The sequence below is a fragment of the Gordonia sp. NPDC003425 genome (assembly GCF_053588635.1).
This window is the reverse complement of record NZ_JBSFQI010000017.1, coordinates 15,232-39,627: the sequence shown is the minus strand read 5'-3', so window position 1 is coordinate 39,627 and position 24,396 is coordinate 15,232. Positions and strand designations below refer to the sequence as shown.

Here is a 24,396-nt window from a genome sequence, read left to right as displayed (position 1 = left end):
AGCGAAGCGAGCGGGTCCAGTGTTGCCGACAAGGTCTTCCCGGTGTGTACCCCCGGGGCCTCGGACACCGCCCAGTTCGACGAGGTACTCGAACTGCTGCACCTCGGTGGCCGCAGCCTGCCGCACGCGGTGCTGATGATGATCCCCGAGGCGTGGGAACGCCACGAATCGATGAAACCGGAGCATCGGGCGTTCTACGAGTATCACGCGTCGCTGATGGAACCGTGGGACGGCCCGGCGTCGGTGTGCTTCACCGACGGCACCGTGGTGGGTGCGGTGCTCGACCGAAATGGCTTGCGCCCCAGCCGCATCTGGGTCACCAAGGACGGTCTGGTGGTGATGGCGTCGGAGGTCGGCGTGCTCGACATCGACCATTCCGAGGTGGTGCAGAAGCTGCGGTTGCAGCCGGGCCGGATGTTCTTGGTGGACACCGCGGCAGGCCGCATCGTCGACGACGAGGAGATCAAGGACGAGCTCGCCGCCGAGCATCCGTACGCCGAATGGCTCGAGCGCGGTCTCGTCCACATCGACCATGTGCGGGCACTGCCCCACAAGCGCATGTCGCATCACCGGGTCACCCTGCGGCAGTTGGTGTTCGGATACACCACCGAGGAACTCGACCTGCTGGTGAAGCCGATGGCCCGGACCGGTGGCGAGGCGCTCGGTTCGATGGGCACCGACACCCCGATCGCCGTGCTGTCGGCGCGTCCGCGCATGCTCTTCGACTATTTCCAGCAACTCTTCGCGCAGGTGACCAATCCGCCGCTCGACGCCATCCGTGAAGAAGTGGTCACCAGCCTCGGCGGCACCATCGGCGCGGAGGCCGACCTGCTGCATCCCGGTCCCGAATCGTGCCGGCAGATCTTCATCCCGTCGCCGATCCTGGACAACGCGACCCTGGCCAAGCTCGTCCGCATCAACGACGACGAGAACCTGCCGGACTTCCGCAGCGCCCACATCCACGGCCTGTATCCGGTGGCACAGGGCGGTGCCGGGCTGCGCGCCGCGCTCGACGACGTGCGGGCACAGGTGAGCGCCGCCATCAACGACGGTGTGAACCTGATCGTGTTGAGCGACCGCGAATCCGACGAAACCATGGCGCCGATCCCGTCGCTGCTGCTGACCGCGGCGGTACATCACCACCTGGTCCGCGAACGCAAGCGCACCCAGGTGGGGCTGGTGGTGGAATCCGGCGACTGCCGCGAGGTGCACCATGCGGCCACGCTGATCGGTTTCGGTGCGGCAGCGGTCAATCCGTACATGGTCTTCGAGTCCCTCGGCGACATGGTGGAACGCGGTGTGCTCGGCGACATCGACTATCCCACCGCCCGTGCGAATTACATCAAGGCCGCCGGCAAGGGCGTGCTCAAGGTGATGAGCAAGATGGGCATCTCGACCCTCGCCTCTTACACCGGAGCGCAGCTGTTCCAGGTGATCGGGCTCTCGCAGGCGTGCGTCGACGAGTTCTTCAGCGGCATGCGCAGTCAGCTCGGCGGTATCGGGCTCGACGAGATCGCCGCCGACGTCGCGGCGCGACACGCGCTGGCCTTCAGTGAGCGCCCGGCCGAACGCGCGCATCGGGAACTGCCCGTGGGCGGTGAATACCAGTGGCGTCGTGAGGGCGAGTACCACCTGTTCAACCCCGACACCGTGTTCAAGCTGCAGCACTCCACGCGCACCGGCCAGTACAAGGTGTTCAAGGAGTACACCAAGCTCGTCGACGATCAGTCGCGCAACCTGGCCACGCTGCGTGGTCTCTTCGACTTCAACTTCGGTGATCGCGACCCGATCCCGATCGACAAGGTGGAGCCCGCCGCGGAGATCGTCAAACGGTTCTCCACCGGCGCCATGAGTTTCGGCTCCATCTCGGCCGAGGCGCACGAGACGCTCGCCATCGCGATGAACCGGCTCGGTGCCCGCTCGAACTCCGGTGAGGGCGGCGAGGATCCGCGTCGCTTCCACCACGACGAGAACGGCGACTGGCGCCGTAGCGCGATCAAGCAGGTGGCGTCTGGCCGTTTCGGCGTCACGTCGCACTACCTGACCAACTGCACCGACATCCAGATCAAGATGGCCCAGGGAGCGAAACCCGGTGAGGGCGGCCAGCTTCCGCCGCACAAGGTGTATCCGTGGGTGGCCGAGGTGCGCGGCTCCACACCCGGCGTCGGCCTGATCTCGCCGCCGCCGCACCACGACATCTACTCGATCGAGGATCTCGCCCAGCTGATCCACGATCTGAAGAATGCCAACCCGCAGGCCCGCATCCACGTGAAGCTCGTGTCCGAAGTGGGTGTGGGAACCGTGGCCGCCGGTGTGTCGAAGGCGCACGCCGACGTGGTGCTCATCTCCGGTCACGACGGCGGCACCGGCGCCTCCCCGCTGACCTCACTCAAGCACGCGGGCGCACCGTGGGAGATCGGTCTGGCCGAGACGCAGCAGACGTTGCTGCTCAACGGCCTTCGTGACCGGATCGTGGTGCAGGTCGACGGCCAGCTCAAGACCGGCCGCGATGTGCTGATCGCGGCGCTGCTCGGTGCCGAGGAGTTCGGCTTCGCCACCGCACCGCTGGTGGTGTCGGGATGCGTCATGATGCGTGTCTGCCACCTCGACACCTGCCCGGTGGGCGTGGCCACCCAGAACCCCTTGCTGCGTGAGCGGTTCGCGGGCAAACCGGAATTCGTCGAGAACTTCTTCATGTTCATCGCCGAAGAGGTGCGGGAACTGCTGGCGCGCCTGGGCTTCCGCACCCTGCAGGAGGCGGTCGGTCAGGTGGAGGCGCTCGACACCGCGAAGGCGCTGGCGCACTGGGGCTCGGCCAAGGCGGGCAAGCTGGATCTGTCGCCGGTGCTCTCGAGCCCCGAGTCGCCGTTCATGAACCAGGATCTGTACTGCTCGGGCGTGCAGGATCATGCGTTGGACAAGGCACTCGACCAGCAGCTGATCGCACAGAGCCGTGAGGCCATCGACCACGGGACGCCGGTGAGCTTCGGTTCGAAGATCACCAACGTCAACCGCACCGTGGGCACCATGCTCGGCCACGAGGTGACCAAGGCCTATGGCGCGCACGGGTTGCCGGACGACACGATCTGCATCGACTTCACCGGCTCGGCGGGCAACAGCTTCGGTGCGTTCGTGCCCAAGGGCATCACCCTGCGCCTCGACGGCGACGCGAACGACTTCGTCGGCAAGGGATTGTCGGGCGGGCGCATCGTGGTGCGTCCACCGGAGAACTCGCCGGAAGGCTTTGTGGCCGAGGACAACATCATCGCCGGAAACGTGATCGGGTTCGGTGCCACCGACGGCAAGATCTTCCTGCGCGGTGTGGTGGGTGAACGGTTCTGCGTGCGTAACTCCGGTGCCACCGCGGTGGTGGAGGGAGTGGGCGACCACGGATGTGAGTACATGACCGGCGGCCGCGTGGTGGTGCTCGGCGAGACCGGCCGCAACTTCGCGGCGGGTATGTCCGGAGGTATCGCCTACGTGTACGACCCCGACCGCGCGCTGGCCGGCAACCTGAACACCGAACTCGTCGAGATCGAACCGCTCGAGACCGACGACGTCGAGTTCCTGGCCGACACCGTTGCCGAGTACCGCGCGGAAACCGGGTCGCCGGTGGCCGCCGCGCTGCTCGACGGATGGGACACCGCGCAGCAGCAGTTCGCCAAGGTGATGCCTCGCGACTACAAGCGGGTGCTGGAGGCGATCGCGGTGGCCGAACGTGATGGACGAGATGTGAACGAAGCGATCATGGAGGCCGCACGTGGCTGACCCCAGAGGATTTCTCAAGCACACCGAGCGCGAGACGCCGGTGCGGCGTCCGGTGGAATTGCGTCTACTGGACTGGAAAGAGGTCTACACCGACTTCGAGCACGACCACCTGGAGACCCAGGCGTCTCGTTGCATGGACTGCGGTATCCCGTTCTGCCACAACGGTTGTCCCCTGGGGAACCTGATCCCCGAGTGGAACGACCTGGTGTATCACGGGCGTTGGGCCGACGGCATCGAGCGCCTGCACGCGACCAACAACTTTCCCGAGTTCACCGGACGGTTGTGTCCGGCCCCGTGCGAGGCGTCGTGCGTACTCGGCATCAACCAGCCCGCCGTCACCATCAAGCAGGTGGAGGTCGAGCTGATCGACAACGCCTGGGAGCAGGGCTGGATCGAGCCGGTCCTGCCCACCGTGCGCACCGGCAAGTCGGTTGCAGTGGTGGGTTCGGGCCCTGCGGGACTGGCTGCGGCGCAACAGCTCACCCGTGCCGGGCACACCGTCTACGTCTACGAGCGGGCCGACCGCATCGGCGGGCTACTGCGCTACGGCATTCCCGAATTCAAGATGGAGAAGCGGCACATCGACCGCCGCCTCGAACAGATGGAGGCCGAGGGCACGGTGTTCCGCACCGGCGTGAACGTCGGCGTCGACATCACGGTGGCCCAACTGCGCGACGATTTCGACGCCGTGGTGCTCGCGATGGGTTCGACGACCGGTCGCGATCTGCCGATCCCCGGCCGCGAACTCGACGGGATCCACCAGGCGATGGAGTTCCTGCCCGAGGCCAATCGGGTGCAGCTCGGCGACACCGTGCCCGGCCAGATCACCGCCAAGGGCAAGAAGGTGGTGATCATCGGCGGCGGCGACACCGGCGCCGACTGCCTGGGTACCTCGCTGCGCCAGGGCGCCGAGGTGGTGCACCAGTTCGAGATCATGCCCAAGCCGCCCACCGAGCGTGCCGCGTCGACCCCGTGGCCGACCTATCCGCTGATGTACCGCGTCTCCTCGGCCCACGAGGAGGGCGGCGAGCGCGTGTTCTCGGTGAACACCGAGAGGTTCGTCGGCGAGGACGGCAAGGTCACTGCGCTCAAGGCGCACGAGGTGACGATGCGTGACGGCCGCTTCGAGAAGGTCGAGGGTTCCGACTTCGAGCTGGAGTGCGACCTGGTGCTGCTGGCGATGGGCTTCGTCGGACCCGAGCGGGTGGATCTCCTCGACAAGCTCGGCGTCGAGTACGACCAGCGCGGCAACATCAAGCGCGACAACGATTTCGCAGCCGTCGGCCAGGACGGCGTATTCGTCGCAGGTGATGCCGGCCGCGGGCAGTCGCTGATCGTGTGGGCCATCGCCGAGGGCCGGTCGGCCGCGGCGGCCGCCGACCGTTACCTCGCCGGGGCGTCGGATCTGCCCGCACCCATCGTGCCGACGCAGGTGGCGCAGCGCTGAACCCCAGGACGTAACCGCAACGGCACCGGCTCAGAGCTTTTCGAGCACCGAGGTCATCTGCTGCGGGACGGAGTCGGCGAGCTTGCCGAAGATGAAGCCGAACAGCGGTTCGCCGATGAAGCCGAAGCGGTGGAAGTCGACCAGCGCGCGGTAGGTGACCTCGGTGCGTCCGTCGCCCAGATCGGTGAAGGACATGTCGTCCGACGTGGCGGCGGTCTTGTTGGAACCACGGAACACGACGTGATCGGGATCGTCGCGAACGAGTTCGTAGTCGAGTTCGGTGGAGATGCCGTAGAGCTTCGACTTGTTGTGCCAGCGGGTGCCCAGCGCGATCGGGCCGTCGTCGATCTGGGTGCACTCCACGGTGCCGGGATCCCAGTCGACGGCGTTCGCGAAGTCGCGCAGATAGGTCACCACCTTGTCGCGCGGTACGGAGACGGTGAAGGTGCGTGAGACGTCGACCACAGGGTTTCCTCGCATGTCGGGTGAAGTGTGATGTCGAACCGCGTTCAGTGACGATCGTTGAACTGCGTTCAGTGACGATCGTTGAACTGCGTTCAATGAGAGTTCGGTGAGACGACGCTGCCGGATGGGTCAGTGCGTGCCTACACTTCTGCTTGTCCGATCGGGGAAAGCTGGAGGCAGAATGACCATGCGCAGATCACTCTCCGGAGTGCTGGCGCTGCTGTTGGGGCTCGCGGGGATCGTCGTCGCGGCAGGCCCGGCGTCGGCCGCGCCCACCGGATGCCCGAAGGTGTATGTGCTGGCGATCCCGGGTACCTGGGCCAACGGCGCCGACCCCGGTCTCATGCGCGCCGTCACCTCGAATCTGGGACCGGAGACGCAGGTGTCCTACGTCGGATACGACGCCACCGCGTTCCCGTGGGAGAGCGCGATCTACGGCAAGTCGAAGGGGCAGGCGGTGGCCAATACGAAGGGCCTCGCGTTGCAGATGCTGAGCCGCTGCCCCGGCACCAAGATCGCGCTCACCGGCTACAGCCAGGGTGCCGACGCCGCGGGCGACGTGGCCTCCGAGATCGGTACCGGGCGTCAACAGATCAAACCGCAGCAGGTGGCCGGGGTGGTGCTGATCTCCGATCCGCGCCGTTCGTTCAAGGACAACCTCGTCGGCCCGCCGCTGTCGGGGCAGGGCAGCGGCGGACCTCGTCTCGACGGGATGGGCTACGTGCTGCCGCGCGCGTTCACGATCTGCGCGCCGAAGGATCTGTACTGCAACGTGCCGCGCGACTACTACGTGACCCGGATCGCGGGATATCTCGCCGAGACCAGCGACCCCACGCCGAGTCAGGTGGGCCAGTATCAGGCGGAGGCCGCGGCGATCGTCAACGAGATGCTCACCCAGGGCGGTCCGGGCAAGGTGGTCGAGGAATTGAGCAACGCGCGGGCCCGCGAACAGATCATCCAGTTCAACCGATTCCTGCAGTCCGGCTCGCATGGGGACTACGCGACTTTCGAGGTGAAGCCGGGTGTCACCGCCACCGAGTGGGCACACAGGTTCCTCGCCGGCCTTGCGTGACAAGGATCACGAACCACCGCGCGTCGCTGACCTGCAGGTAACGGTCGGCGTGTGATCATCGATATACCCGGGTGAGTTGCCACGCACGATGGCGTGCAGCACAATACTAAACACTGTGTCCGTTATCTCGAAGCAGGGTTCGGCATGAGATCAACTCCCGCACATCAGACAACCCGACGTCCCTCAATGCTGTACGCGATCAGCGGCGGCAGGTTCGGGCGCGGCCGCGCATCCAAGATGTTCCCGGCGGAGGCCGAGCGGCTGGCGACCCCGGCCGAACTCAAGCGCCTCGCCGTCTAGGCGCTAGTCGCGGGCCACCCTGGCCCGCGCTCCCTCGATCTCCACCACATCGCCGACCACGAGTTGGCGCCCCCGCCGTGTTTCGCGCTCACCGTTGACTGTGACGAGACCCTCGCCGATCACCTCTTTCGCCTCGGCACCGGACTCGATGAGGTTCGCCAACTTCAGGAACTGCCCGAGGCGGATCACGCCGTCACGGATCGGAACGTCGTAGGCCGACTCGCCGGACTCCTGTTCGCCGGGCTCCTGATCGCCGAAAACGCTGCCGTCGTCCATGTCGACGATCCTGCCCAATCGTCGGGGCGTGTGCTACCGGGACGTCGATCAATGTGTCGACCGGCTGTGTCGCGGGACGGCGGCGCGGTACTACGTTAGGACGATGGTGGTTGAGACGCCTCCGGCCGCTCCGGAGCCTCCCGTGCATGGTGTTTCCGAAGTTCCGGCCAGAGGGCAGCGGGCAGCCGCGGAACGTCGGTCCGCCGACCTTCTCGACCGCATTCGCAATCCGCGCGGATTCGGCAGCCACGCCCCCCGGATCGCGGGCACAGTGGTCGGCGTCATGGCGACCATCGCGTTGCTCTCGAGTATTTTCCCGTTCTTCCGGCACTGGATTCACGTGCCGCGCGATTACGTCGACAACTTCATCATCTCCATGCCCGACACCAGCTTCGCCTGGTCGTTCGTGCTGGCGCTGATCGCCGTCGCGCTCTCAGCCCGTAAACGCATCGCCTGGTGGATCAGCGTGGTCTACCTGCTGCTGTTCATGGCCGGCAACGCGCTGCTGCTGTGGCAGCCGGTGGCCGACGACCTCGACGTGCCCGACTCCGAACGCCTGCACATCGCGATCGGACTCGGCATCGACATCGTGGCCCTGGTCTTTCTGCTCGCCACCTACCGGCAGTTCTACACACGGGTCCGACGCGGCGCGGTGCTGCGCGCGCTGGCCGTGCTGGTGGCCGGGCTCGCGGTGGCCACGATGGTCGGCTGGGTGGTGGTGTGGCTGTTTCCGGGTTCGCTGACCCGCGGCGAGCGACTGCCGTACGCCTTCAACCGGGTGGTGGCGTTCGCCGCCATCGACCAGCGAACCTTCGACGGTCACCATTCCTATCCGCCGGTCAACGGATTACTGGGTTTGTTGGGGGCGCTCGCGCTGATCGCGGCGGCGTCGGTGCTGTTCCGTTCGCAGCGGCTGCGGTCGCTGATGACCGCCACGGATGAACGGCTGATCCGGGCACTCATCACACGGTTCAACGACGACGACTCGCTCGCATACTTCTCGACCCGCCGCGACAAGGCAGTGGTGTTCTCGCGCGACGCCCGCGCGGCCATCACCTATCGGGTCGAACTCGGCGTCGGTGTTGCCGGCGGCGATCCGGTCGGCGACCCAGACTCGTGGCCGGACGCCATCGCCGAGTTCCTGGTGTTGTGTGAACGCTACGGGTGGCATCCGGCGGCGATGGGGTCGAGCGCACGCGGCGCCGAGGCCTACGAGGCCGCCGGATTCACCTCACTCGCGATCGGCGACGAAGCGATCCTGTATACCCGCGGCTTCAGTCTCAGTGGTCCGACGATGAAGGGCGTGCGCCAAGCCGTCACCCGCACCCGGCGCGCCGGGGTGACGGTCCGGATCCGGCGTCACCGCGATCTGTCCGACGAGGAGATGGCTGTGGTGATCGCGCGTGCCGACGCCTGGCGCGACACCGACGAGGAGCGCGGATTCGCGATGGCACTCGGGCGTATCGGTGATCCCGACGACGGCGACTGCCTGCTCGTGGAGGCCGTCGAGCACGAGGGCACCGCCGAGGAGGTCGTCATCGGCATGCTGTCCTTCGTGCCGTGGGGGCGGCACGGGGTGTCGCTGGACGTGATGCGCCGGGACCGCAACGGCATCAACGGCGTGGTGGAGACGATGGTCACCGAACTGTGCCGGCAGTCGGAGAACTTCGGCATCACCGAGGTGTCGCTGAACTTCGCCACCTTCCGCGCGGTCTTCGAGAAGGGGCAGGAGATCGGCGCGGGCCCGGTGATGCGGCTGAGCTATTCGGTGCTGATGTTCGGATCGCGGTTCTTCCAGATGGAATCGCTGTACCGATCGAACGCCAAATACCTCCCCGACTGGGAACCGAGGTTCCTGTGCTTCGAGGATTCCCGGACGGCCGCCAGGGCGGGATTGGCGGCGGTCGTCGCCGAGGGCTTCGTGCGGCTGCCCCGGCTGGGCCGGCGCGAGCAGTACGTCTCCGGTGAGTCGTCGATCCCGCCTGGCCTCGACGTGGACGCGTTCGTCGCACAGCTCGACGCGGAGGCCGCCGAGGCTGCCGAGGTGAGCGCCGCGCGCCCGGAGCAGGTGCGGGTGCGTCTGGCCAAACTCGATCGCCTCGTCGCCGAGGGTGTCGATCCCTATCCGCCGGCCGACGCGCCGAGCCACACCATTGCCGCGGCCGTGGCCGAACCCGCGGGCACACCGGTGTCGGTGGCCGGACGGGTCACCCGGATTCGTGATTTCGGCAAGGTGCTGTTCGCCGACGTGCACGACTGGTCGGGCACCGTTCAGTTGCTCATCGATGCCTCTCAATTGCAGCCGGGAACAAGGGATTTCGGCTGCGACGTCGACCTCGGCGACCTGGTGGAGGCGCGCGGGGTGATGGGCGCGAGCCGCAGTGGCGAACTGTCGGTGCTGGTGGACCGCTGGCGCATGATCGGAAAGTGCTTGCGCCCCTTGCCCGACAAGTGGTCGGGGCTCAGCGATCCCGAGGCGCGGGTCCGGCAGCGATACGTCGACCTCGCCGTCAACCAGAAGACCCGCGATCTGCTGGCCACCCGCAGCGTGGTGGTCAAGGCGCTGCGTGACTTCCTTTCCGCGCGTGGCTTTCTCGAGGTGGAGACACCGATACTGCAGCAGATCCACGGTGGCGCGAACGCCACCCCGTTCCTCACGCACATCAACGCCTACAACCTCGACCTGTATCTGCGCATCGCACCGGAGCTCTACCTCAAGAGGCTCTGCGTCGGCGGGGTGGAGAAGGTGTTCGAGATCGGCCGCAACTTCCGCAACGAGGGCGTGGACTTCAGCCACAACCCCGAGTTCACCAGCCTGGAAGCCTATGAGGCACACAGTGATTACCTCAAGATGCTGGATCTGACGCGGGAGATGATCCAGTTCGCGGCCACCGCCGCCTACGGCAAACCGGTGATCTGGCGGATGGACGACGACGGCAACCCGCAGTGCATCGACATCTCCGGTGACTGGCCGGTCAAGACCGTGCACGAGGTGATCTCCGAGGGTGCGGGCACGGTGGTGACGCCCGAGACGTCGGTCGACGACCTGCGGGCGATCTGCGAGCGACTCGGCGTCGCATACCGTCCCGACTGGGATGCCGGGCAGATCGTGCTGGAACTCTACGAACACCTCGGCGAGGATCGCACCACATTCCCGACGTTCTACAAGGACTTCCCGACATCGGTGTCGCCGCTCACCCGGGCGCATCGCAGCGTGTCGGGGGTCGCCGAACGGTGGGATCTGGTGGCGTGGGGAGTGGAGCTGGGCACCGCCTACACCGAGCTCACCGATCCGGTGGAACAGCGCAAACGACTGACCGCACAATCGATTCTGGCGGCAGACGGCGACCCCGAGGCGATGGAACTCGACGAGGACTTTCTGCAGGCGCTCGAATATGCGATGCCGCCCACCGGTGGTCTCGGCGTCGGGGTGGACCGGGTGGTGATGCTGATCACCGGCCAGTCGATCCGCGAATCGCTGGCGTTCCCGCTCGCCAAACCGGCGGAGAGCTGAGCGTGGGCGCCGCCGACGAGTGGCCACCGCCGGGACAATTGGTGGGCGAGGCGGGCCGTCGCATCCACGTGCTCGACGAGGGCGCCGGCCCGCCGGTGCTGCTCATGGCCGCACTGGGCAGCAACTGGTTCGACCTCGACCATCTCACCGCGCGGCTGGTGGGTCGTGGACGCAGGGTGATCCGCTACGACCGGCCCGGGTACGGTCTCTCGGATCCGCCCGAGCGGCACCGCATCCCGACCCTGGAGGACGAGGTCGCGCGGATGGACGCCGTCCTCGATCGGCTCGGGGTCAACGAGCCGGTGACCCTGGTGGGGCATTCGCTGGCATCGCTGTACGTCGAGGCCTTCGCGCGGCTGCGGCCGGCGCGCACCGCGGGTGTGGTGGTGCTCGACGGCTCGTACGTGCTGGCGCCCTGGCGGATCGTGCCACCGGGATTCCGGGTGGCCAACGCCCATCGGGTGGTGCGGGCCACCCGGCTCGCGACCGGTCACTATCCGCTGAACCGGCACGGCGGTTTTCACATGCGGCGAATGATGTTGCCGGTGCCGCCGGAAGGTTACGACAGCCGCCAGCAGTACTGGTCGAGCCGGCTGTTCGGTGGATCGTCGATGGTGTTGGCGACCTTCGTGGAGAACGCGGCGTTCCCGACGATGAACCGTTCGCTTCGGTACCTGCGGCAACACGCGTCGATGCCGTCGGTGCCGGTGGTCGTGGTGGCCGCGATGTCGGGCCCGCGCATGTGGCGAACGTTCTGGTTGTGGAAGCAGCGGAGGTACGCGCGTGTCCTCGGCGCCCGGCTGCTCACCGTGTCGGCCCGGCACTTCGTGGTCCTCGAGATCCCCGACGAGGTCGCCGACATCGTCGACGGAATGGGCGATGCCGGTTCCGGGGATGCGGCCCACTGACCACCGGGCCCGGGAGTCGGTAGGCGTCGGAGATCTGTTCGGCCGCCGGTACCCATGACACACGGTCACACATATGCTGGACGGTATGGCAGAACTCACCTTCACCCCGACCGCCGATCTGGTGGACGAGATCGGCGCCGATGTCCGCAGCTGTGACACCCAGTTCACCCAGTACGGCGGTGTCCGTGAGTTCGTAGGGCAGGTATCCACGGTCCGTTGCTTCCAGGACAACGCGCTGCTCAAGTCGGTGCTCGGTGAATCCAATCCCGGCGGGGTGCTGGTGATCGATGGTGACGCGTCGGTTCACACCGCCCTGGTGGGAGATCTGATCGCCGAACTGGGCCGCTCCAACGGCTGGGTCGGCATCATCGCCCACGGCGCCATCCGCGACGCCAAGACCATCGGCGGCATGCAGATCGGGGTGAAGGCGCTGGGCACCAACCCGCGCAAGTCCACCAAGACCGGTGCCGGTGAGCGGGACATCCCCCTGACCATCGGTGGGGTGACGTTCACGCCTGGCGACACCGTCTACTCCGACGACGACGGCATCGTGCTGGTCGCGCCCTGACTGCCGCCCTTCCCATCACCCCACACGTCGCTCAAGGAGGAACCGATGCCCAAGCCCACTCCCGACTACTTCGCCCGTCTCAGCAAACTGGTCGCCATCGACAACGCCGACGCCCGACCCACCCGGCCGGTGCTCGAGGCGTTCAGCGGCGTGGAGATGGCCACCATCCCAGTGGCCACCGCCGAAGATCTCGAGACCGCGGTTGCCCGCGCCCGCGTTGCGCAGGAGGGCTGGGCCAAGCAGTCGAGCGCCGAGCGTGCCGCCGTGCTGAACCGCTTCTCCGAACTCGTCTACCGCAACTCCGATTCGCTGATGGACATCGCGCAGGCCGAGACCGGCAAGGCCCGCGTCTACGCACAGGAGGAGACGCTCGACGTCGCGCTCACCGCGCGGTACTACGCGGCGAATGGTCCGAAGCTCCTGGCCGACCGCAAGGTCAAGGGCATGCTCCCGGGCGCCACGAGCGTGCGGGTGCGTTATCAGCCCAAGGGCGTCGTGGGCGTGATCAGCCCCTGGAATTACCCGCTGACCCTGGCGGTCTCCGATGCGGTGGCCGCGCTGATGGCCGGTAACGGCGTGGTGATCAAACCCGACAGCCAGACCCCGTACTGTGCGCTCGCGCTGGCCGAACTGCTCTATCAGGCCGGTCTGCCCGAAGAGTTGTACGCAGTGGTTCCCGGTCCGGGAAGTGTTGTGGGACAGGCCATCATGGCGACCACCGACTATGTGATGTTCACCGGCTCGTCGGCAACGGGGGCATCGCTGGCCGAGCAGGCCGGACGTCGCCTCATCGGGTTCTCCGCCGAACTCGGCGGCAAGAATCCGATGATCGTGACCGCCGGCGCCAAGATCGACCACGCCGTCGAGGGCGCGGCACGCGCGTGCTTCTCCAACTCGGGGCAGCTGTGCATCTCGATCGAGCGTCTCTACGTCGCCAAGGCGATCGCCGACGAATTCAGCGACAAGTTCGCCACCTTCGTCGCCAACATGCGGCTCGGCGCCAATTACGACTTCAGCGTCGACATGGGGTCGCTGGCGTCGGCGGCACAGGTGGACGCCGCCGAGGAGCACGTCCAAGATGCGGTGTCCAAGGGCGCCACCGTGCTCGCAGGCGGCAAGCGTCGCGCCGACCTCGGGCCGTTCTTCTTCGAGCCGACGGTGTTGACCGGCGTGACCGAGGAGATGACGTGTTTCCGCGAGGAGACCTTCGGCCCGGTGGTGTCGGTGTACCCCGTGGACTCCACCGACGAGGCCATCAAACTGGCCAACGACACCGACTACGGACTCAACGCCAGTGTGTGGGCGGGGAGCAGCGCCGAGGCGCAGGCCATCGCCGAGCAGCTGCGTGCCGGGACGGTCAACATCAATGAGGGCTATGCCGCTGCGTGGGCGTCGACCGCCGCACCGATGGGCGGGATGGGCATCTCCGGGGTCGGTCGCCGCCACGGAGAGGAAGGCCTGCTCAAGTACTGCGAGTCGCAGACCATCGCCGAACAGCGGTTCCTCGGCATCGACAAGGCGCCGCTGGTGCCCGACAGTCTCTACCGGGCGATCACCCCGGTGGCGGTGCGTGGCCTGAAATACCTGCCCGGCCGCTGACGCCGGTGTTGACCGGCGAGTTCTCCCCTCGGGCTTGCCGCAAACAACACGGGTAGCTCCCACCTGCGAACAATGCTTGGCGTGTAGGTGGTGGTGACCCGTGCACTTGCGGTGCGCCGCGAGCGGTCACAGGCTTCTCCCAGCCGGCGTCCAGGCTGACCCGAGACCCCGGCTGGATTCTGGGTGAAGTGAATGGCCATCCATCCGATGACCGCCCCCAGAAATCCCGTAGGAGAAGACCATGACCGCAGTACTCGAGCGGCCGGATGCAGCGCCACCCGCCGACGATTCCGGATCGGCGCGCTCGGAAAGGCATCGCTCACGCCGCGCGGTTCCGTGGAGTCCCTACGCACTGACGGCGCTGCTCGCGGCGACCGGAGTGCTCTATCTGTGGAATCTCTCCGCGAGTGGCTACGGCAACACCTTCTACGCGGCGGCCGCCTGGGCGGGTTCGCAGAGTTGGAAGGCCTGGTTCTTCGGGGCGCTCGATCCGTCGAACTTCATCACCGTCGACAAGCCGCCGGCGTCGCTGTGGGTGACCGGGCTCTCGGTGCGGATCTTCGGGATGAACAGTTGGGCAGTGCTCGCGCCGCAGGCCCTGATGGGTGTCGCCGCGGTGGCGCTGATGTACGCCACCATGCGGCGCGTGATCGCCGATCCGCGCCAGGGAACGGTGGCCGGACTCATCGCGGGTGCGGTGCTGGCCTTCACCCCCGCTGCGGCGCTGATGTTCCGGTTCAACAACCCCGACGCCCTGCTGGTACTGCTGATGGTGGCGGCCGGCTATTGCACGGCCCGCGCGATCGCCACCAATTCCGGTCGCTGGCTGGCGCTGGTGGGTGTGGCGCTGGGCTTCGCGTTTCTGACCAAGATGCTGCAGGGACTGCTGGTTCTTCCGGCGTTCGCACTGGCCTACCTGTTGTTTGCCAACAACGGCTGGGTGAGGCGGATCGGTCAGCTGGTGCTGGCCGCGGTGGCACTCGTCGCATCCGCGGGCTGGTTCGTGCTCGCCACGATCCTCACCCCGGCGTCGTCGCGCCCCTACATCGGCGGTTCCACCGACAACAGCTTCATGGACCTCGTGTGGGGCTACAACGGTGTCGGCCGGATCAGCGGCGGCTCCGGCGGCGGACCCGGTGGCGGCGGTGGCGCCGGTGGGTCGTTCGGCGGCGCGACGGGCCTGAGTCGACTGTTCAGCTCGGAGATGGGCAACGAGATCTCGTGGCTGCTGCCGGTGGCGCTGTTTGCGATCGCCTTCGGCGTGTACCTGATGATCCGCAGCTTCCCGGTGTTCGGCTACCGAAACGGGGTCAACCGCACCGAGTCGGCGGCGATCGTCACCTGGGGCGGCTGGCTGCTGGTGACCGGCATGATCTTCAGCTACATGAGCGGCGTCATCCACCCCTACTACACGGTGGCGCTGGCGCCGGCGGTGGCCGCGATGGTGGCGCTCGGCGGAGTGTTCGCCTGGCGTCGTCGCGCCCATTGGGACGGCCGTATCGCGATGGTCGCGATGATCGGGCTGGCCGCGTGGTGGTCGATCGTGCTGCTCAACCGCAACGACTGGGGACCGGTGTGGTGCCGCTGGCTGATCGCGGTGCTCGCCGTGGGTGCGGTGATCGGCGTCATCGCCGGCAGCGTGATGGGGTTGCGGAAGCTGGTGGCGGCGTCGGTGATCGCCGGTGCGCTGGCCGGATTCGGCGGCACCGCGGCATTCTCGATCGCGACGGCGGCCACCGCACACACCGGGTCCATCCCGACCGCGGTGCAGACCGCGGGTGTGCAGGGCGGCGGTATGGGCGGACCCGGTGGTCAGCGGCCCGGTGCCCAAGATGGGTCCGGTGCCCAAGGCGGGTCCGGTTCGGCCGGTCAGGGCGCCCCATCGGGTCAGAATGCTCCCTCGGGTCAGGGTGCGCCGACGGGCGGCCAGCGCGGCGGCGGCATGGGTGGCCCCGGCGGGGGCGTGTCGGCAAACACCGAACTGGTGACGCTGCTGCAGAACACGAACACCAGGTGGGCTGCGGCCACCAACGGCTCGCAGTCGGCGGCAGGCATCGAGATCGCCACCGGCAAGGCGGTGATGGCGATCGGCGGATGGAGCGGCGACCCGGCGCCCACCCTCGATGAGTTCAAGCAGTACGTGGCCGACGGCAAGATCGCCTACTACATCGGCGGTGGTCAGGGCGGTCCGGGCGGGAACTCCGAGATCTCCACGTGGGTCGCGCAGAACTTCACCGCCACCACGGTGGGTGGGACCACCGTGTACAAGCTGATCTGATCGGGACATCTCCTTCCCCGTGAGGATCTGAGGTGATCTCGACAGGCTCGATCAGCGGGGGGTCGCTCGATCAGCGGGGGGCTCGATCGGCGGGGGGTGGTTTCGACAGGCTCAACCAGCGGGGGGCGCAACCAGCGGCGGGGGGCTCGATCAGCGGCGGGGCTCGACCAGCGGGGGTGGTTTCGACAGGCTCAACCAGCGGCGGGGGGCTCCACCAGCGGGGGGAGGGGGGAGGCTCGATCAGCGGGGCGAACCCAGGGTGTAGTGGAAGGTGATGGCGTACCCGTCGTCGCTGTGGCCGGACAGGTCGATCTCGGCGTACCCGCGCATCGTCTCGAGGCCGCCGGTGCCGAGTCCCGCGAGGATGTCGAGCCGTTCGCGAACACCCTGCGCGTCCTGTTCTCCGTCGTGGCGCAGCACCAGTGACCCGTCGTGCCCGTCGATCGAACCCTCGAAGGCCTCGAACCCGACGGTCGGCGCCGCGGCTCCCTCGATGTAGGCGATCAGGTAGGCGAGCCTGCCGGTGCCTGTGACATCCCCGGAATACGCGTAGGAGACGTCGGCACGTGAGAAGCCGCGCGCCGGATACTGTGCGCCGCCGATCTCCACGGTGCGGTCGTCGACCGTGTACACCTTGTCCTCCGACCAGGAGGTGACCTGGAATGTTCCTGTTGCAGTGTGTGTTTCGGTGACCTCTGATGTGCTCATGCGTCCAAGCCTGCCGGATTCGCGCCGGACGGTCTTGTACAAACGCGACAGCCTCGACACACTGGTCAGGATGGGATCCGACGACGCGTGCGACGAGCCGAGCGGCCGACCGCGCGCGGTGTTGCGCCCCGGCGGTGTTGCGCCGTTCACGGTCACGCGGCGTCCGCCCGCCGCCGACCTCGCGTACTGGGTGGACTACCTGTGGATCGTGCGCTGGAACGCCACCGAACCCTATGTGCAGGAGGTCATTCCGCAGCCGGTGGTGCACGTCGTGGCCGAGGACGGCCGGATGTCGGCGCACGGGGTGGGCGACAGTCACTTTTCCCGCACCCTCCGCGATCAGGGGCAGGTGGTGGGAATCGCCTTCCGCGCCGGAGGTTTTCGCGGCTTCTATCACGCTGCCATGAATACGATCACCCGATCGGTGCGTACGCTCGACGGGCTCCTCGGCATCGACGACCGGGGGATCGCGCGACGGTTGCTCACGCCGGGCGGCGACGCGGAACTCACCGACGCCACCCACTCGTGGTTGCGCGACCTCGAGCCGGTGCGCGACCCGGTGATCGGGGAGATGTCGGAACTGGTGGCGTACGCCGAACACGACGCGTCGATGACCCGCGCGGAGGAGCTGGCACGGCACGCGGGGGTGAGTGTGCGGACCCTGCAACGGCAGTTCGGCGAATACGTGGGCATCGGCCCGAAGTGGGTCATCCAGCGGTTTCGGCTGCTCGACGCGGCCGCCGTCGCCCACCGGGGGGAGCCGGTCGACTGGGCCGATGTGGCGGCGGCACTCGGATTCAGCGACCAGGCGCACCTGACGCGTGCCTTCACCCGTATCGTCGGGACACCCCCGGCGACCTATGTCCGAACAGCAACCTGAGTCCGGCCCGGACACCACAGAGAGGTGCGACGATGACAAGCACGAGGATCAGCCAGTTCAGCCGAGACGGACTCGTCTTCGACGTGATCGACACCGGGCCGCTCGACTCCGGCGAACTGCCCGTCGTTCTACTGCACGGGTTTCCCGAGAGCGCGGCGTCGTGGGCGGGGGTGACCGCGATCCTCAACGAGAACGGGCTACGGACCGTCGCGCCGGATCAGCGCGGTTATTCGCCCGGCGCACGGCCGCCACACGTTCGGGACTACCGGATGAGCGAACTCGTCGACGACGTGCTGGCACTCATCGACACACTCGGGGTGCCGAAGGTGCACCTCGTGTCGCACGACTGGGGGTCGGGCGTCGCGTGGGTGGTCGCCGCACAACACCCCGACCGGGTGGCCTCACTCACCGCACTGGCAGTGCCCCACCCCCGCGCGTTCATCTGGGCGATGCCGCGCGGACAGGCGCTGCGGTCGTGGTACATGGTGGCGATGCAGGTGCCGGTGATTCCCGAGTGGACGATGTCGAAGCTCGCCCCCCTCGCCGTGAAACAGGCCCGCAAGGCCGGACGGGAACCATCGCTGACCTCCCGGCTTGCCGCCGAGGCCGCCGAGGCCGGCATCCTGCACGGCGGCGCCAACTGGTACCGGGCGCTGCGTTTCGACAATGGGATGGGCACGCCGAAGGTGTCGGTGCCCACCACCTACATCTGGGGCGACCGCGACAGGTACCTGAGCCGGGCCGGGGCGCGTAGATGCTCCGACACGGTGACCGGACCGTACGAGTTCATCGTGCTTCGCGGCGCCGACCATTGGATGCCGCAGAAGCGCACGGCCGAGATCGCCGAAGCCGTGCTCGCACGCATCAAGTCGGTGCGGGTGTGAACCGAGTCCGTCTACCCGCGGAGCGGTCAGCGTCTGCGGCGTAGCAGGATCGCGGCGATGAGCGCCAGGAATGCCGCCGCCGTGGCGGCCGCGCCGATGGCCAGCGGCATCGCCGGGTTCGTGGTGGGCGGTTCGGTGGGCGTCACCGACCGCAATTGCGCGAAAGTTGCTCGGCGAGCATCGGATTCGGCCACCGGGTCGGGATGGACCTGGGCTGCCGGAGGTGTCGCGGCCGCCGGTGTGTCCGTGGATGCGGGCGCAGTGTCCGGTGCTGCGGGTGGGGGAGTGGCCGGTGTCTCCGGCACGTTTGGTGCGGGCGGTGCGGGCGATTCCGCCGGGGTGGTGGAGTCGGCGGCCATCTGTGGCGGAGTCGCCTTGGGCGGTGCCGTGCGTGCCCGGTCCCGGGTCGGCGGCGCCTTCTTGCCTGTCACCTTCTTGGTGGGCGTCTTCTTGGCTGTGACCTTTTTGGGAGCGGGGACCTTCGCGGGAGCGGGGACCTTCTTGGGAGCGGGGACCTTCTTGGCCGGCGCCTTCTTCGCGCCGGGATCCGTCGCGGCCGCATCAGTCCCGGGCTCTTGCCCGGGCGCCTTCTTCGCAGGTGCCTTCTTCGCAGGTGCCTTCTTTTCAGTCACCTTTTTGGCAGGTGCCTTTTTCGCGGTCACCTTTTTGGCGGGTGCCTTTTTCGCGGGTGGCGTTTGGGCCGAAGCGTCCTGAGCGGGAGTCTCGTGCGCGTCGCCGGACGGATTGCTGCCGGGCTCCGGTTCGGTCATGTGCAGACGCCCCCTTTGCGGTGGTCAGTTCGGGTGAGCACTCATGGTAGTCACGCCCGCACACCGAGACGGGCAAGAACGTCTGCATCGATCGCCGACAGTTCGTCCTCGACCGCACGGTGAGCGGTGCGACGTTGCGAACTCGGCATCGACTCGGAGGTCTCCACCGCGATGGCCAGGTTGTCCAGGCGTGCGGTCATCGTGTCGACGAATTCTTTGGCGTCGGACGAGGTGTCTTGCACGGCAACCTTCTGCAGCGACGTACGAATGGACGAGATCCGAGCGAGGAGCGGTGCACCGTGTCCGGAGTACTGGTCGAGCAGTCCGGGCGCTACACCGACGCGGCGCGCCTGCACCTCGGTGATCCGGCCCCGGGCCCCGACGGCGGCGCGGTAGGCGATGGGCACCACGATCGGTGCCACCAATCGTGCGACGGTCAGGTAACGCCGCACGCTGGCCGGGGAGAGCCGCTTCGCGTCGGCCGCGGCCTTCGCCTCTGCCACCACGGTCTTGGTTTGCGCCTTGGCGACCTTCTCCTGCGCTTTCGCCTCGGCCTTGATGTTCTTGCGCTCGGCCTTCAGTTCCTTCTTGCGGAACTTGTGCTCCTCCTTGCGGCGTTGCTTCGCCGCCTCGCGGCGATCCTTGGATTCGAGCTTCGCCTCGAGCTTGGCCTTGGCCTTGAGTGCCTTGGCCTCGGCGCGCCGCTGCGAACGACTCTTGCCGTCGGACGAGAACAATCCCATGCGGGGACACCTTTCGCTGCGCGGGGTTTGGTACAAGCATTGCATAGGCTCGCAGAAGACCGTCGGGCCATTGGTGCAGGCCCGATGTCGGCCGACGACGAGTGAGAATCGAGGTGACGGTGGCCGCGGCGCTGTTGCATCCACGTGATCTCGCCGGGTGTGAGCATCGAGTAGCCCTCGACTTCGCACATCCGCATCTCGTCGCCGACCGGCCCGACACCCCGGAGGCGGCGCGCCGCAAGGAAGCGGCGCAGACTCAGCGCGAACGGGTGCGTGACCTGGTGCGCGGTATCCACAGCGATCAACCCGCGGGCACCTTCGTCGTGGTGGACGGACCGTACGCCGAGCGGGTGGCGGCGACTCGGCGTGCCTGCGCGGACGGGGTGTGGTGGATCTGGAACGCCACGTTGCCGGCCGATCCGGAGCGGGGCCGACGTGGACACGCCGAACTGTTGGTGCGTGTCGAGCACCCAGGCGGGTCCGGATACGTGCCGGTGATCGTGGTGAACCACCGCGTGACCAATCCCGCCCGACCACCTCGCCTCGGTGACGCGGGTCCGCCGCGAATCGTCACCTCGCCGCTGTGGGGATGGGCGCCGGCCCCCGATCCGTTCCGGACCGCGCGCCCCAACCGGCGTGATCAACTGCGGCTGGCCCAGCTGACGCAGATGCTGCTCGACCTCGGCCTCGCCCCACCGGTGCCCGAGGAGCAGTTGGTTGCCGGTGCGGTCGGACTCGACGCCGACTGCATTCTCGTGCACCCGATCGGCACCGCGCTGCCCGACTACCGGCAGGTGTTTGCCCGGCGCCGGCGACTCGCCGCCGGAGAGGTCGCGACCACACCGCGCAAGGTGTCCGAATGCCGGGGCTGCCCATGGTGGGGTCGATGCGGACCCGAACTGACCGAGCGTCGCGATGTGAGCCTGGTTGCCAATGGCAACCGAGGCGACGCCTTGCGCAGTGCGGGCATCCACACCGTCGACCAACTCGCCCGCTACACCGGCGAACCACCGCCGGAGTGGCCGTCGACGATGCGCTTCGACGACGTGGTGATCGGGGCCATCGCGTGGCTCGCCGACATCCCGTTGGTGCGCCGGGTGCCGCGTCCCGCGGTGGTGCGGGCCGACGTTGAGGTCGACGTCGACATGGAGAGTTTCGGTGAGGACGGCGCCTACCTGTGGGGCACGTTGCTGACCGACCGGACCGATCTCGCTCGGGCCGTGCGGTATCGCGCGTTCGTCACGTGGCAGGCGCTGCCCACCACCGACGAGGCCCGCTCGTTCGCGGAGTTCTGGGCGTGGCTGACCGGCGAACGTGAGCGGGCGCGGGCAGCGGGCAAAAGCTTTGCCGCCTACTGCTATTCGCAGCAGGCCGAGAACAGGTGGCTACTCGGGTCGGCGACCCGTTTCGCCGGATACCCGGGCATACCGACACTCACCGAGGTGCAGCAATTCATCGACTCGCCCGAGTGGGTCGACATCTTCGAGGCCGTCGGCGTCAACTTCGTCTGCCCCAACGGCAAGGGACTCAAGCGGGTGGCGCCGGTGGCCGGATTCGCCTGGCGTGACGCAGACGCCGGTGGCGAGGCATCGATGGACTGGTACCGGCACGCCGTGGGTCTCGGTGATCATCGGGTGGATCCCACTCAGCGCGAGCGCCTGCTGGAATACAACGAGGACGATGTGCGGGCCACCAAGGTGCTGCGCGAGTGGATCGATTCCGACGAGGTGCTCGACGTACCGCTCGAGGACGATCTGCTCGGTTTCCGACGATCAGACTCTGGCCGAACGCAGCGCTTCGAGGAAGGAGCCGCTGCCGAGCAGGGCGACGGCACCGAGTAGCAGCAACCCGGCAGGACCGAGGTCGGCGATGAAGCGGCCGACCCCGGCGAGCGTGACACCCGGCGCCGCCGCCGGCGGGGCGGTGGCCGGCGGCACGGGTGGTGCCTGCTGGTTTGGCGCGTTCGCTGCCGGCGGTGGCGGCGCGATCACCGCGGCGGCGGGAGCTCCGGCTGCCGCCGGGCCGGATGCCCCGGACCCTGCGCCCGCCGGCGGACCCGGCAGGGCCGGTGGTGCGACCATCGGTACCGCGGGTGGGGTGGCGCCGGGGGCGAGACCGCCCCCCTCCGAGGAACCCGGTCCGGCCGGGGAGCCGACACCGCCCCCCGATGTCGCGCCCAACGGGACCGTGCCCCCCGGCGGCGTGTTGCCCGGAGTGCGACCCGGACCGGACCCGCCGGGAATGCCCGCGCCACCGGTCGAGGAGGTGGGGACATCCGTCGTGGTGGTGCCGGTGGTCGTGGTGCCCCCGGTCGTTGTCTCCGCGGTCGTGGTCTCCCCGGTTGTGGTTGTGGTGGTGCCACTGGAGGTCGTCGTGCCACCAGGGGTCGTCGTGCCACTGGTGGGAGCAGTTGTGTGGGTCGGACGAGTGGGGGAGGTGGGGTGCCCTGTGTGGGTGGGGTGCCCCGTGTGGGTGGGGTGCCCTGTGTGGGTGGGGTGCCCTGTGTGGGTGGAGCCGCTGCCGCCGGGGCCGTGTCCGCCGTTGCCCCAGTGACCGTTCCCGGTGCCGCCGGTCCCCTGTTCGGAACCTCCGCCCGACGTTGTCTCGCCGTCACCGGGTGAATCGGCCCAGCCGAGCCCCGCTCCGAGAGCGAGGAGTCCGGCGGCGAGCAGCGTCAGTACGATCAGTAGAGGTCGGGGAGGGTGCCGACGTGTGCGCGATGGATTGACCCGATGCGTCATCAGCTCCCTTTCCGCTAGTATTTGACAGACAGTGCAATATTGTAAATGTGGGTGTTGTTCATGAACTTTTCACCAGGATTTCACCGCCGACACTGTCAAGTAGGTGAAAGTGTGAACAACACCACACCTAGTTGCGTAACGCTCGTCTGCGCAGCTTGTACCCACGGTGTCCCATTTGGGGTAGCGTCGCAACCTAGCGACCGTTGCATGGGGGATGCACACCGGGCTTAAATGTCTGCAAATGCAAGTGTCGGCTTTCGGAGAATTTCTTATGACTTCACGTGGCGTGGACAGGCCAGCGGGCGGCGTCGGAGGGGAATCGAACATGAGGACCGAGGCTGTGGACCCGGGGCTGTTCGCGCGTCGGCTCGAAGAACTGTTCCGTACGGTTCCGGGTCCCAACGGACGCGCCTACAGTGCCAAGGCAATCGCTGCGCGCAGCACCGAACGCGGATTCCGACTCGGTGAGTCGTATCTGAGCCAACTACGTTCGGGTAAGGCCAAGAGCCCGTCGTTCCGCACCGTCGAGGGCATCGCAGCCGCGTTCGGCGTGGACGTCCACTACTTCCTCGAGGATCGCGCCGCACAGCGCACCCGCGACGAGATCGACCTGATGCGCCTGCAGGCCGACACCAACGTTCAGCTGGCCGCGTTCCGGCTCGCGGGCCTGTCGAGCGATTCGGTGACCGTGGTCAACGAACTCATCAAGGTGTTGCGGGAGCAGCAGGGACTGCCGAAGGATCCGCCCGACATCGCCGCCGCCGGATTGAGTGACGACAACGGCGATCTCGACGCGCCGTTGCGCGTCGTCGGCGGTCCGGCCAACGACTGAGCCGTACGACCCCACCCGGCGACGACTCCACAGCGACGACTTTCCACAGCGACGACTCCACAGCAGGCCCGGTCGTGATCTCCAAACGCCACACCAAGCGAGGGTCGCGACGTAGCGAACGCGAGCTGCGTGCGTTGTGCCACCGGTCACTCGAAGGTCTCGACCTCGACCTCCCGCTCGACGTCGAACAGCTGTGTCAGCGCTTCGGGGAACGCCGCGGCCGCCCGATCATCCCGATGCCCTACCCGCTGCCTGCCGGCATGCCGAACGGGATCTGGCTCGCGGCCGAGGATGCGGATTACTTCTTCTACCAGGCGAACACCTCACCGCTGCACCGCGACCAGATCATCATCCACGAGTTCGGCCATCTCATCGCCGATCATCAGATGCTCGGTGCGACATCGGCGGCGGCACTCACCGCCCCGCCCGAGGACGACTCCGAGGCCGCATTACGTCGAACGTGCTATTCCGACGACCGCGAGTGGGAAGCGGAGAAGCTGGCTTCTATTATTTTGACGTGGGCGGCCCACGCCGGTGACGCCGTCAGTGGGACCGCCGACCACTCGGACCTGCGGGACCTGCAACGTCTATTGGGAGGCCACAAAGGCTGGCTGTGAGGTGAGCGATCGTCGTCGGGATCATC

20 protein-coding genes are annotated in these 24,396 nt (G+C 67.6%); 14 read left to right on the top strand and 6 right to left on the bottom strand.

The features are described 5' to 3' along the window. Together gltB and ACWDTD_RS17440 are read left to right on the top strand one after the other, a co-directional pair. Positions 1–3,768 (top strand): glutamate synthase large subunit (gene gltB, locus ACWDTD_RS17445; RefSeq protein ID WP_449748392.1); only part of this gene is annotated, 3,768 nt, incomplete at its 5' end. After that, complete coding sequence (locus ACWDTD_RS17440) at positions 3,761–5,215, top strand: glutamate synthase subunit beta (protein WP_449748391.1); 1,455 nt, start codon at positions 3,761–3,763, stop codon at positions 5,213–5,215. The genes gltB and ACWDTD_RS17440, both read left to right, overlap by 8 nt. 30 nt (positions 5,216–5,245) lie before the next feature. On the opposite strand, the gene ACWDTD_RS17435 is transcribed toward ACWDTD_RS17440, so the two are convergent. Next, on the bottom strand, positions 5,246–5,680 hold the full coding sequence (locus ACWDTD_RS17435; protein WP_449748442.1) for an SRPBCC family protein: 435 nt from the start codon (positions 5,678–5,680) through the stop codon (positions 5,246–5,248). Between the two features lie 187 nt (positions 5,681–5,867). Between ACWDTD_RS17435 and ACWDTD_RS17430 the strand changes: the two genes are divergently transcribed. Both ACWDTD_RS17430 and ACWDTD_RS17425 read left to right on the top strand, forming a co-directional pair. Next, the gene (locus ACWDTD_RS17430) at positions 5,868–6,752 is read left to right on the top strand and encodes a cutinase family protein (RefSeq protein WP_449748441.1); all 885 of its coding nucleotides are present in this window, start codon (positions 5,868–5,870) and stop codon (positions 6,750–6,752) included. A gap of 144 nt (positions 6,753–6,896) precedes the next feature. Then, the gene (locus ACWDTD_RS17425) at positions 6,897–7,052 is read left to right on the top strand and encodes a hypothetical protein (RefSeq protein WP_449748390.1); all 156 of its coding nucleotides are present in this window, start codon (positions 6,897–6,899) and stop codon (positions 7,050–7,052) included. Positions 7,053–7,055: 3 nt separating this feature from the next. Here the strand turns inward: ACWDTD_RS17425 and ACWDTD_RS17420 are convergent, their stop codons facing one another. Continuing rightward, complete coding sequence (locus ACWDTD_RS17420) at positions 7,056–7,328, bottom strand: RNA-binding S4 domain-containing protein (protein WP_449748389.1); 273 nt, start codon at positions 7,326–7,328, stop codon at positions 7,056–7,058. Between the two features lie 103 nt (positions 7,329–7,431). Between ACWDTD_RS17420 and lysX the strand changes: the two genes are divergently transcribed. The 5 genes from lysX to ACWDTD_RS17395 all read left to right on the top strand — a co-directional run bounded on the left by lysX (position 7,432) and on the right by ACWDTD_RS17395 (position 16,195). Then, positions 7,432–10,842 (top strand): bifunctional lysylphosphatidylglycerol synthetase/lysine--tRNA ligase LysX, encoded by a 3,411-nt coding sequence (lysX, locus tag ACWDTD_RS17415; protein ID WP_449748388.1) that lies wholly within the window; start codon positions 7,432–7,434, stop codon positions 10,840–10,842. Next, positions 10,839–11,750: an alpha/beta fold hydrolase gene (locus tag ACWDTD_RS17410; protein WP_449748440.1), complete on the top strand. Its 912-nt coding sequence runs from the start codon at positions 10,839–10,841 to the stop codon at positions 11,748–11,750. The genes lysX and ACWDTD_RS17410 overlap by 4 nt, the downstream gene beginning before the upstream one ends. 73 nt (positions 11,751–11,823) lie before the next feature. After that, complete coding sequence (rraA, locus tag ACWDTD_RS17405; RefSeq protein WP_449748387.1) at positions 11,824–12,318, top strand: ribonuclease E activity regulator RraA; 495 nt, start codon at positions 11,824–11,826, stop codon at positions 12,316–12,318. 45 nt (positions 12,319–12,363) lie between these two features. Next, positions 12,364–13,917, top strand: a complete 1,554-nt coding sequence (locus ACWDTD_RS17400) for a succinic semialdehyde dehydrogenase (RefSeq protein ID WP_449748386.1) — start codon at positions 12,364–12,366, stop codon at positions 13,915–13,917. A 241-nt stretch (positions 13,918–14,158) separates the two neighbouring features. Beyond that, on the top strand, positions 14,159–16,195 hold the full coding sequence (locus ACWDTD_RS17395; RefSeq protein WP_449748385.1) for a glycosyltransferase family 39 protein: 2,037 nt from the start codon (positions 14,159–14,161) through the stop codon (positions 16,193–16,195). 240 nt (positions 16,196–16,435) lie between these two features. Here the strand turns inward: ACWDTD_RS17395 and ACWDTD_RS17390 are convergent, their stop codons facing one another. Continuing rightward, on the bottom strand, positions 16,436–16,903 hold the full coding sequence (locus tag ACWDTD_RS17390) for a DUF3224 domain-containing protein (RefSeq protein WP_449748384.1): 468 nt from the start codon (positions 16,901–16,903) through the stop codon (positions 16,436–16,438). 70 nt (positions 16,904–16,973) lie between these two features. On the opposite strand from ACWDTD_RS17390, the gene ACWDTD_RS17385 reads away from it, so the two are divergent. Both ACWDTD_RS17385 and ACWDTD_RS17380 read left to right on the top strand, forming a co-directional pair. After that, complete coding sequence (locus tag ACWDTD_RS17385) at positions 16,974–17,783, top strand: helix-turn-helix domain-containing protein (RefSeq protein ID WP_449748383.1); 810 nt, start codon at positions 16,974–16,976, stop codon at positions 17,781–17,783. Between the two features lie 32 nt (positions 17,784–17,815). After that, positions 17,816–18,667 carry an alpha/beta fold hydrolase gene (locus ACWDTD_RS17380; protein ID WP_449748382.1) on the top strand — a complete coding sequence of 284 codons (852 nt, stop codon included), beginning with the start codon at positions 17,816–17,818 and terminating at the stop codon, positions 18,665–18,667. A gap of 26 nt (positions 18,668–18,693) precedes the next feature. On the opposite strand, the gene ACWDTD_RS17375 is transcribed toward ACWDTD_RS17380, so the two are convergent. Together ACWDTD_RS17375 and ACWDTD_RS17370 are read right to left on the bottom strand one after the other, a co-directional pair. After that, positions 18,694–19,437, bottom strand: coding sequence for a hypothetical protein (locus ACWDTD_RS17375; protein WP_449748381.1), 744 nt, complete (start codon positions 19,435–19,437; stop codon positions 18,694–18,696). A gap of 50 nt (positions 19,438–19,487) precedes the next feature. Beyond that, the gene (locus ACWDTD_RS17370) at positions 19,488–20,180 is read right to left on the bottom strand and encodes a DUF6474 family protein (RefSeq protein WP_449748380.1); all 693 of its coding nucleotides are present in this window, start codon (positions 20,178–20,180) and stop codon (positions 19,488–19,490) included. A 119-nt stretch (positions 20,181–20,299) separates the two neighbouring features. Between ACWDTD_RS17370 and ACWDTD_RS17365 the strand changes: the two genes are divergently transcribed. Continuing rightward, on the top strand, positions 20,300–22,021 hold the full coding sequence (locus tag ACWDTD_RS17365; protein WP_449748439.1) for a TM0106 family RecB-like putative nuclease: 1,722 nt from the start codon (positions 20,300–20,302) through the stop codon (positions 22,019–22,021). On the opposite strand, the gene ACWDTD_RS17360 is transcribed toward ACWDTD_RS17365, so the two are convergent. After that, complete coding sequence (locus ACWDTD_RS17360) at positions 21,953–22,261, bottom strand: hypothetical protein (protein WP_449748379.1); 309 nt, start codon at positions 22,259–22,261, stop codon at positions 21,953–21,955. The two genes, ACWDTD_RS17365 and ACWDTD_RS17360, sit on opposite strands and share 69 nt — an antisense overlap. Before the next feature lie 931 nt (positions 22,262–23,192). Here ACWDTD_RS17360 and ACWDTD_RS17355 point away from each other — a divergent pair. Both ACWDTD_RS17355 and ACWDTD_RS17350 read left to right on the top strand, forming a co-directional pair. After that, positions 23,193–23,753 (top strand): XRE family transcriptional regulator, encoded by a 561-nt coding sequence (locus ACWDTD_RS17355; RefSeq protein WP_449748378.1) that lies wholly within the window; start codon positions 23,193–23,195, stop codon positions 23,751–23,753. A 74-nt stretch (positions 23,754–23,827) separates the two neighbouring features. Continuing rightward, the gene (locus ACWDTD_RS17350) at positions 23,828–24,370 is read left to right on the top strand and encodes a hypothetical protein (protein WP_449748377.1); all 543 of its coding nucleotides are present in this window, start codon (positions 23,828–23,830) and stop codon (positions 24,368–24,370) included. Positions 24,371–24,396: the final 26 nt, after the last annotated feature.

What these genes read in the sequence shown, in the direction of transcription:
- rraA (WP_449748387.1), top strand. Translation starts at nt 11,824, where the DNA reads ATGCTGGACGGTATGGCAGAACTCACCTTCACCCCGACCGCCGATCTG.
- ACWDTD_RS17375 (WP_449748381.1), bottom strand. Translation starts at nt 19,437, where the DNA reads ATGACCGAACCGGAGCCCGGCAGCAATCCGTCCGGCGACGCGCACGAG.
- ACWDTD_RS17355 (WP_449748378.1), top strand. Translation starts at nt 23,193, where the DNA reads ATGACTTCACGTGGCGTGGACAGGCCAGCGGGCGGCGTCGGAGGGGAA.
- lysX (WP_449748388.1), top strand. Translation starts at nt 7,432, where the DNA reads ATGGTGGTTGAGACGCCTCCGGCCGCTCCGGAGCCTCCCGTGCATGGT.
- ACWDTD_RS17370 (WP_449748380.1), bottom strand. Translation starts at nt 20,180, where the DNA reads ATGGGATTGTTCTCGTCCGACGGCAAGAGTCGTTCGCAGCGGCGCGCC.
- ACWDTD_RS17420 (WP_449748389.1), bottom strand. Translation starts at nt 7,328, where the DNA reads ATGGACGACGGCAGCGTTTTCGGCGATCAGGAGCCCGGCGAACAGGAG.
- ACWDTD_RS17380 (WP_449748382.1), top strand. Translation starts at nt 17,816, where the DNA reads ATGACAAGCACGAGGATCAGCCAGTTCAGCCGAGACGGACTCGTCTTC.
- ACWDTD_RS17400 (WP_449748386.1), top strand. Translation starts at nt 12,364, where the DNA reads ATGCCCAAGCCCACTCCCGACTACTTCGCCCGTCTCAGCAAACTGGTC.
- ACWDTD_RS17395 (WP_449748385.1), top strand. Translation starts at nt 14,159, where the DNA reads ATGACCGCAGTACTCGAGCGGCCGGATGCAGCGCCACCCGCCGACGAT.
- ACWDTD_RS17425 (WP_449748390.1), top strand. Translation starts at nt 6,897, where the DNA reads ATGAGATCAACTCCCGCACATCAGACAACCCGACGTCCCTCAATGCTG.
- ACWDTD_RS17430 (WP_449748441.1), top strand. Translation starts at nt 5,868, where the DNA reads ATGCGCAGATCACTCTCCGGAGTGCTGGCGCTGCTGTTGGGGCTCGCG.
- ACWDTD_RS17390 (WP_449748384.1), bottom strand. Translation starts at nt 16,903, where the DNA reads ATGAGCACATCAGAGGTCACCGAAACACACACTGCAACAGGAACATTC.
- ACWDTD_RS17385 (WP_449748383.1), top strand. Translation starts at nt 16,974, where the DNA reads ATGGGATCCGACGACGCGTGCGACGAGCCGAGCGGCCGACCGCGCGCG.
- ACWDTD_RS17360 (WP_449748379.1), bottom strand. Translation starts at nt 22,261, where the DNA reads ATGGTCGCACCACCGGCCCTGCCGGGTCCGCCGGCGGGCGCAGGGTCC.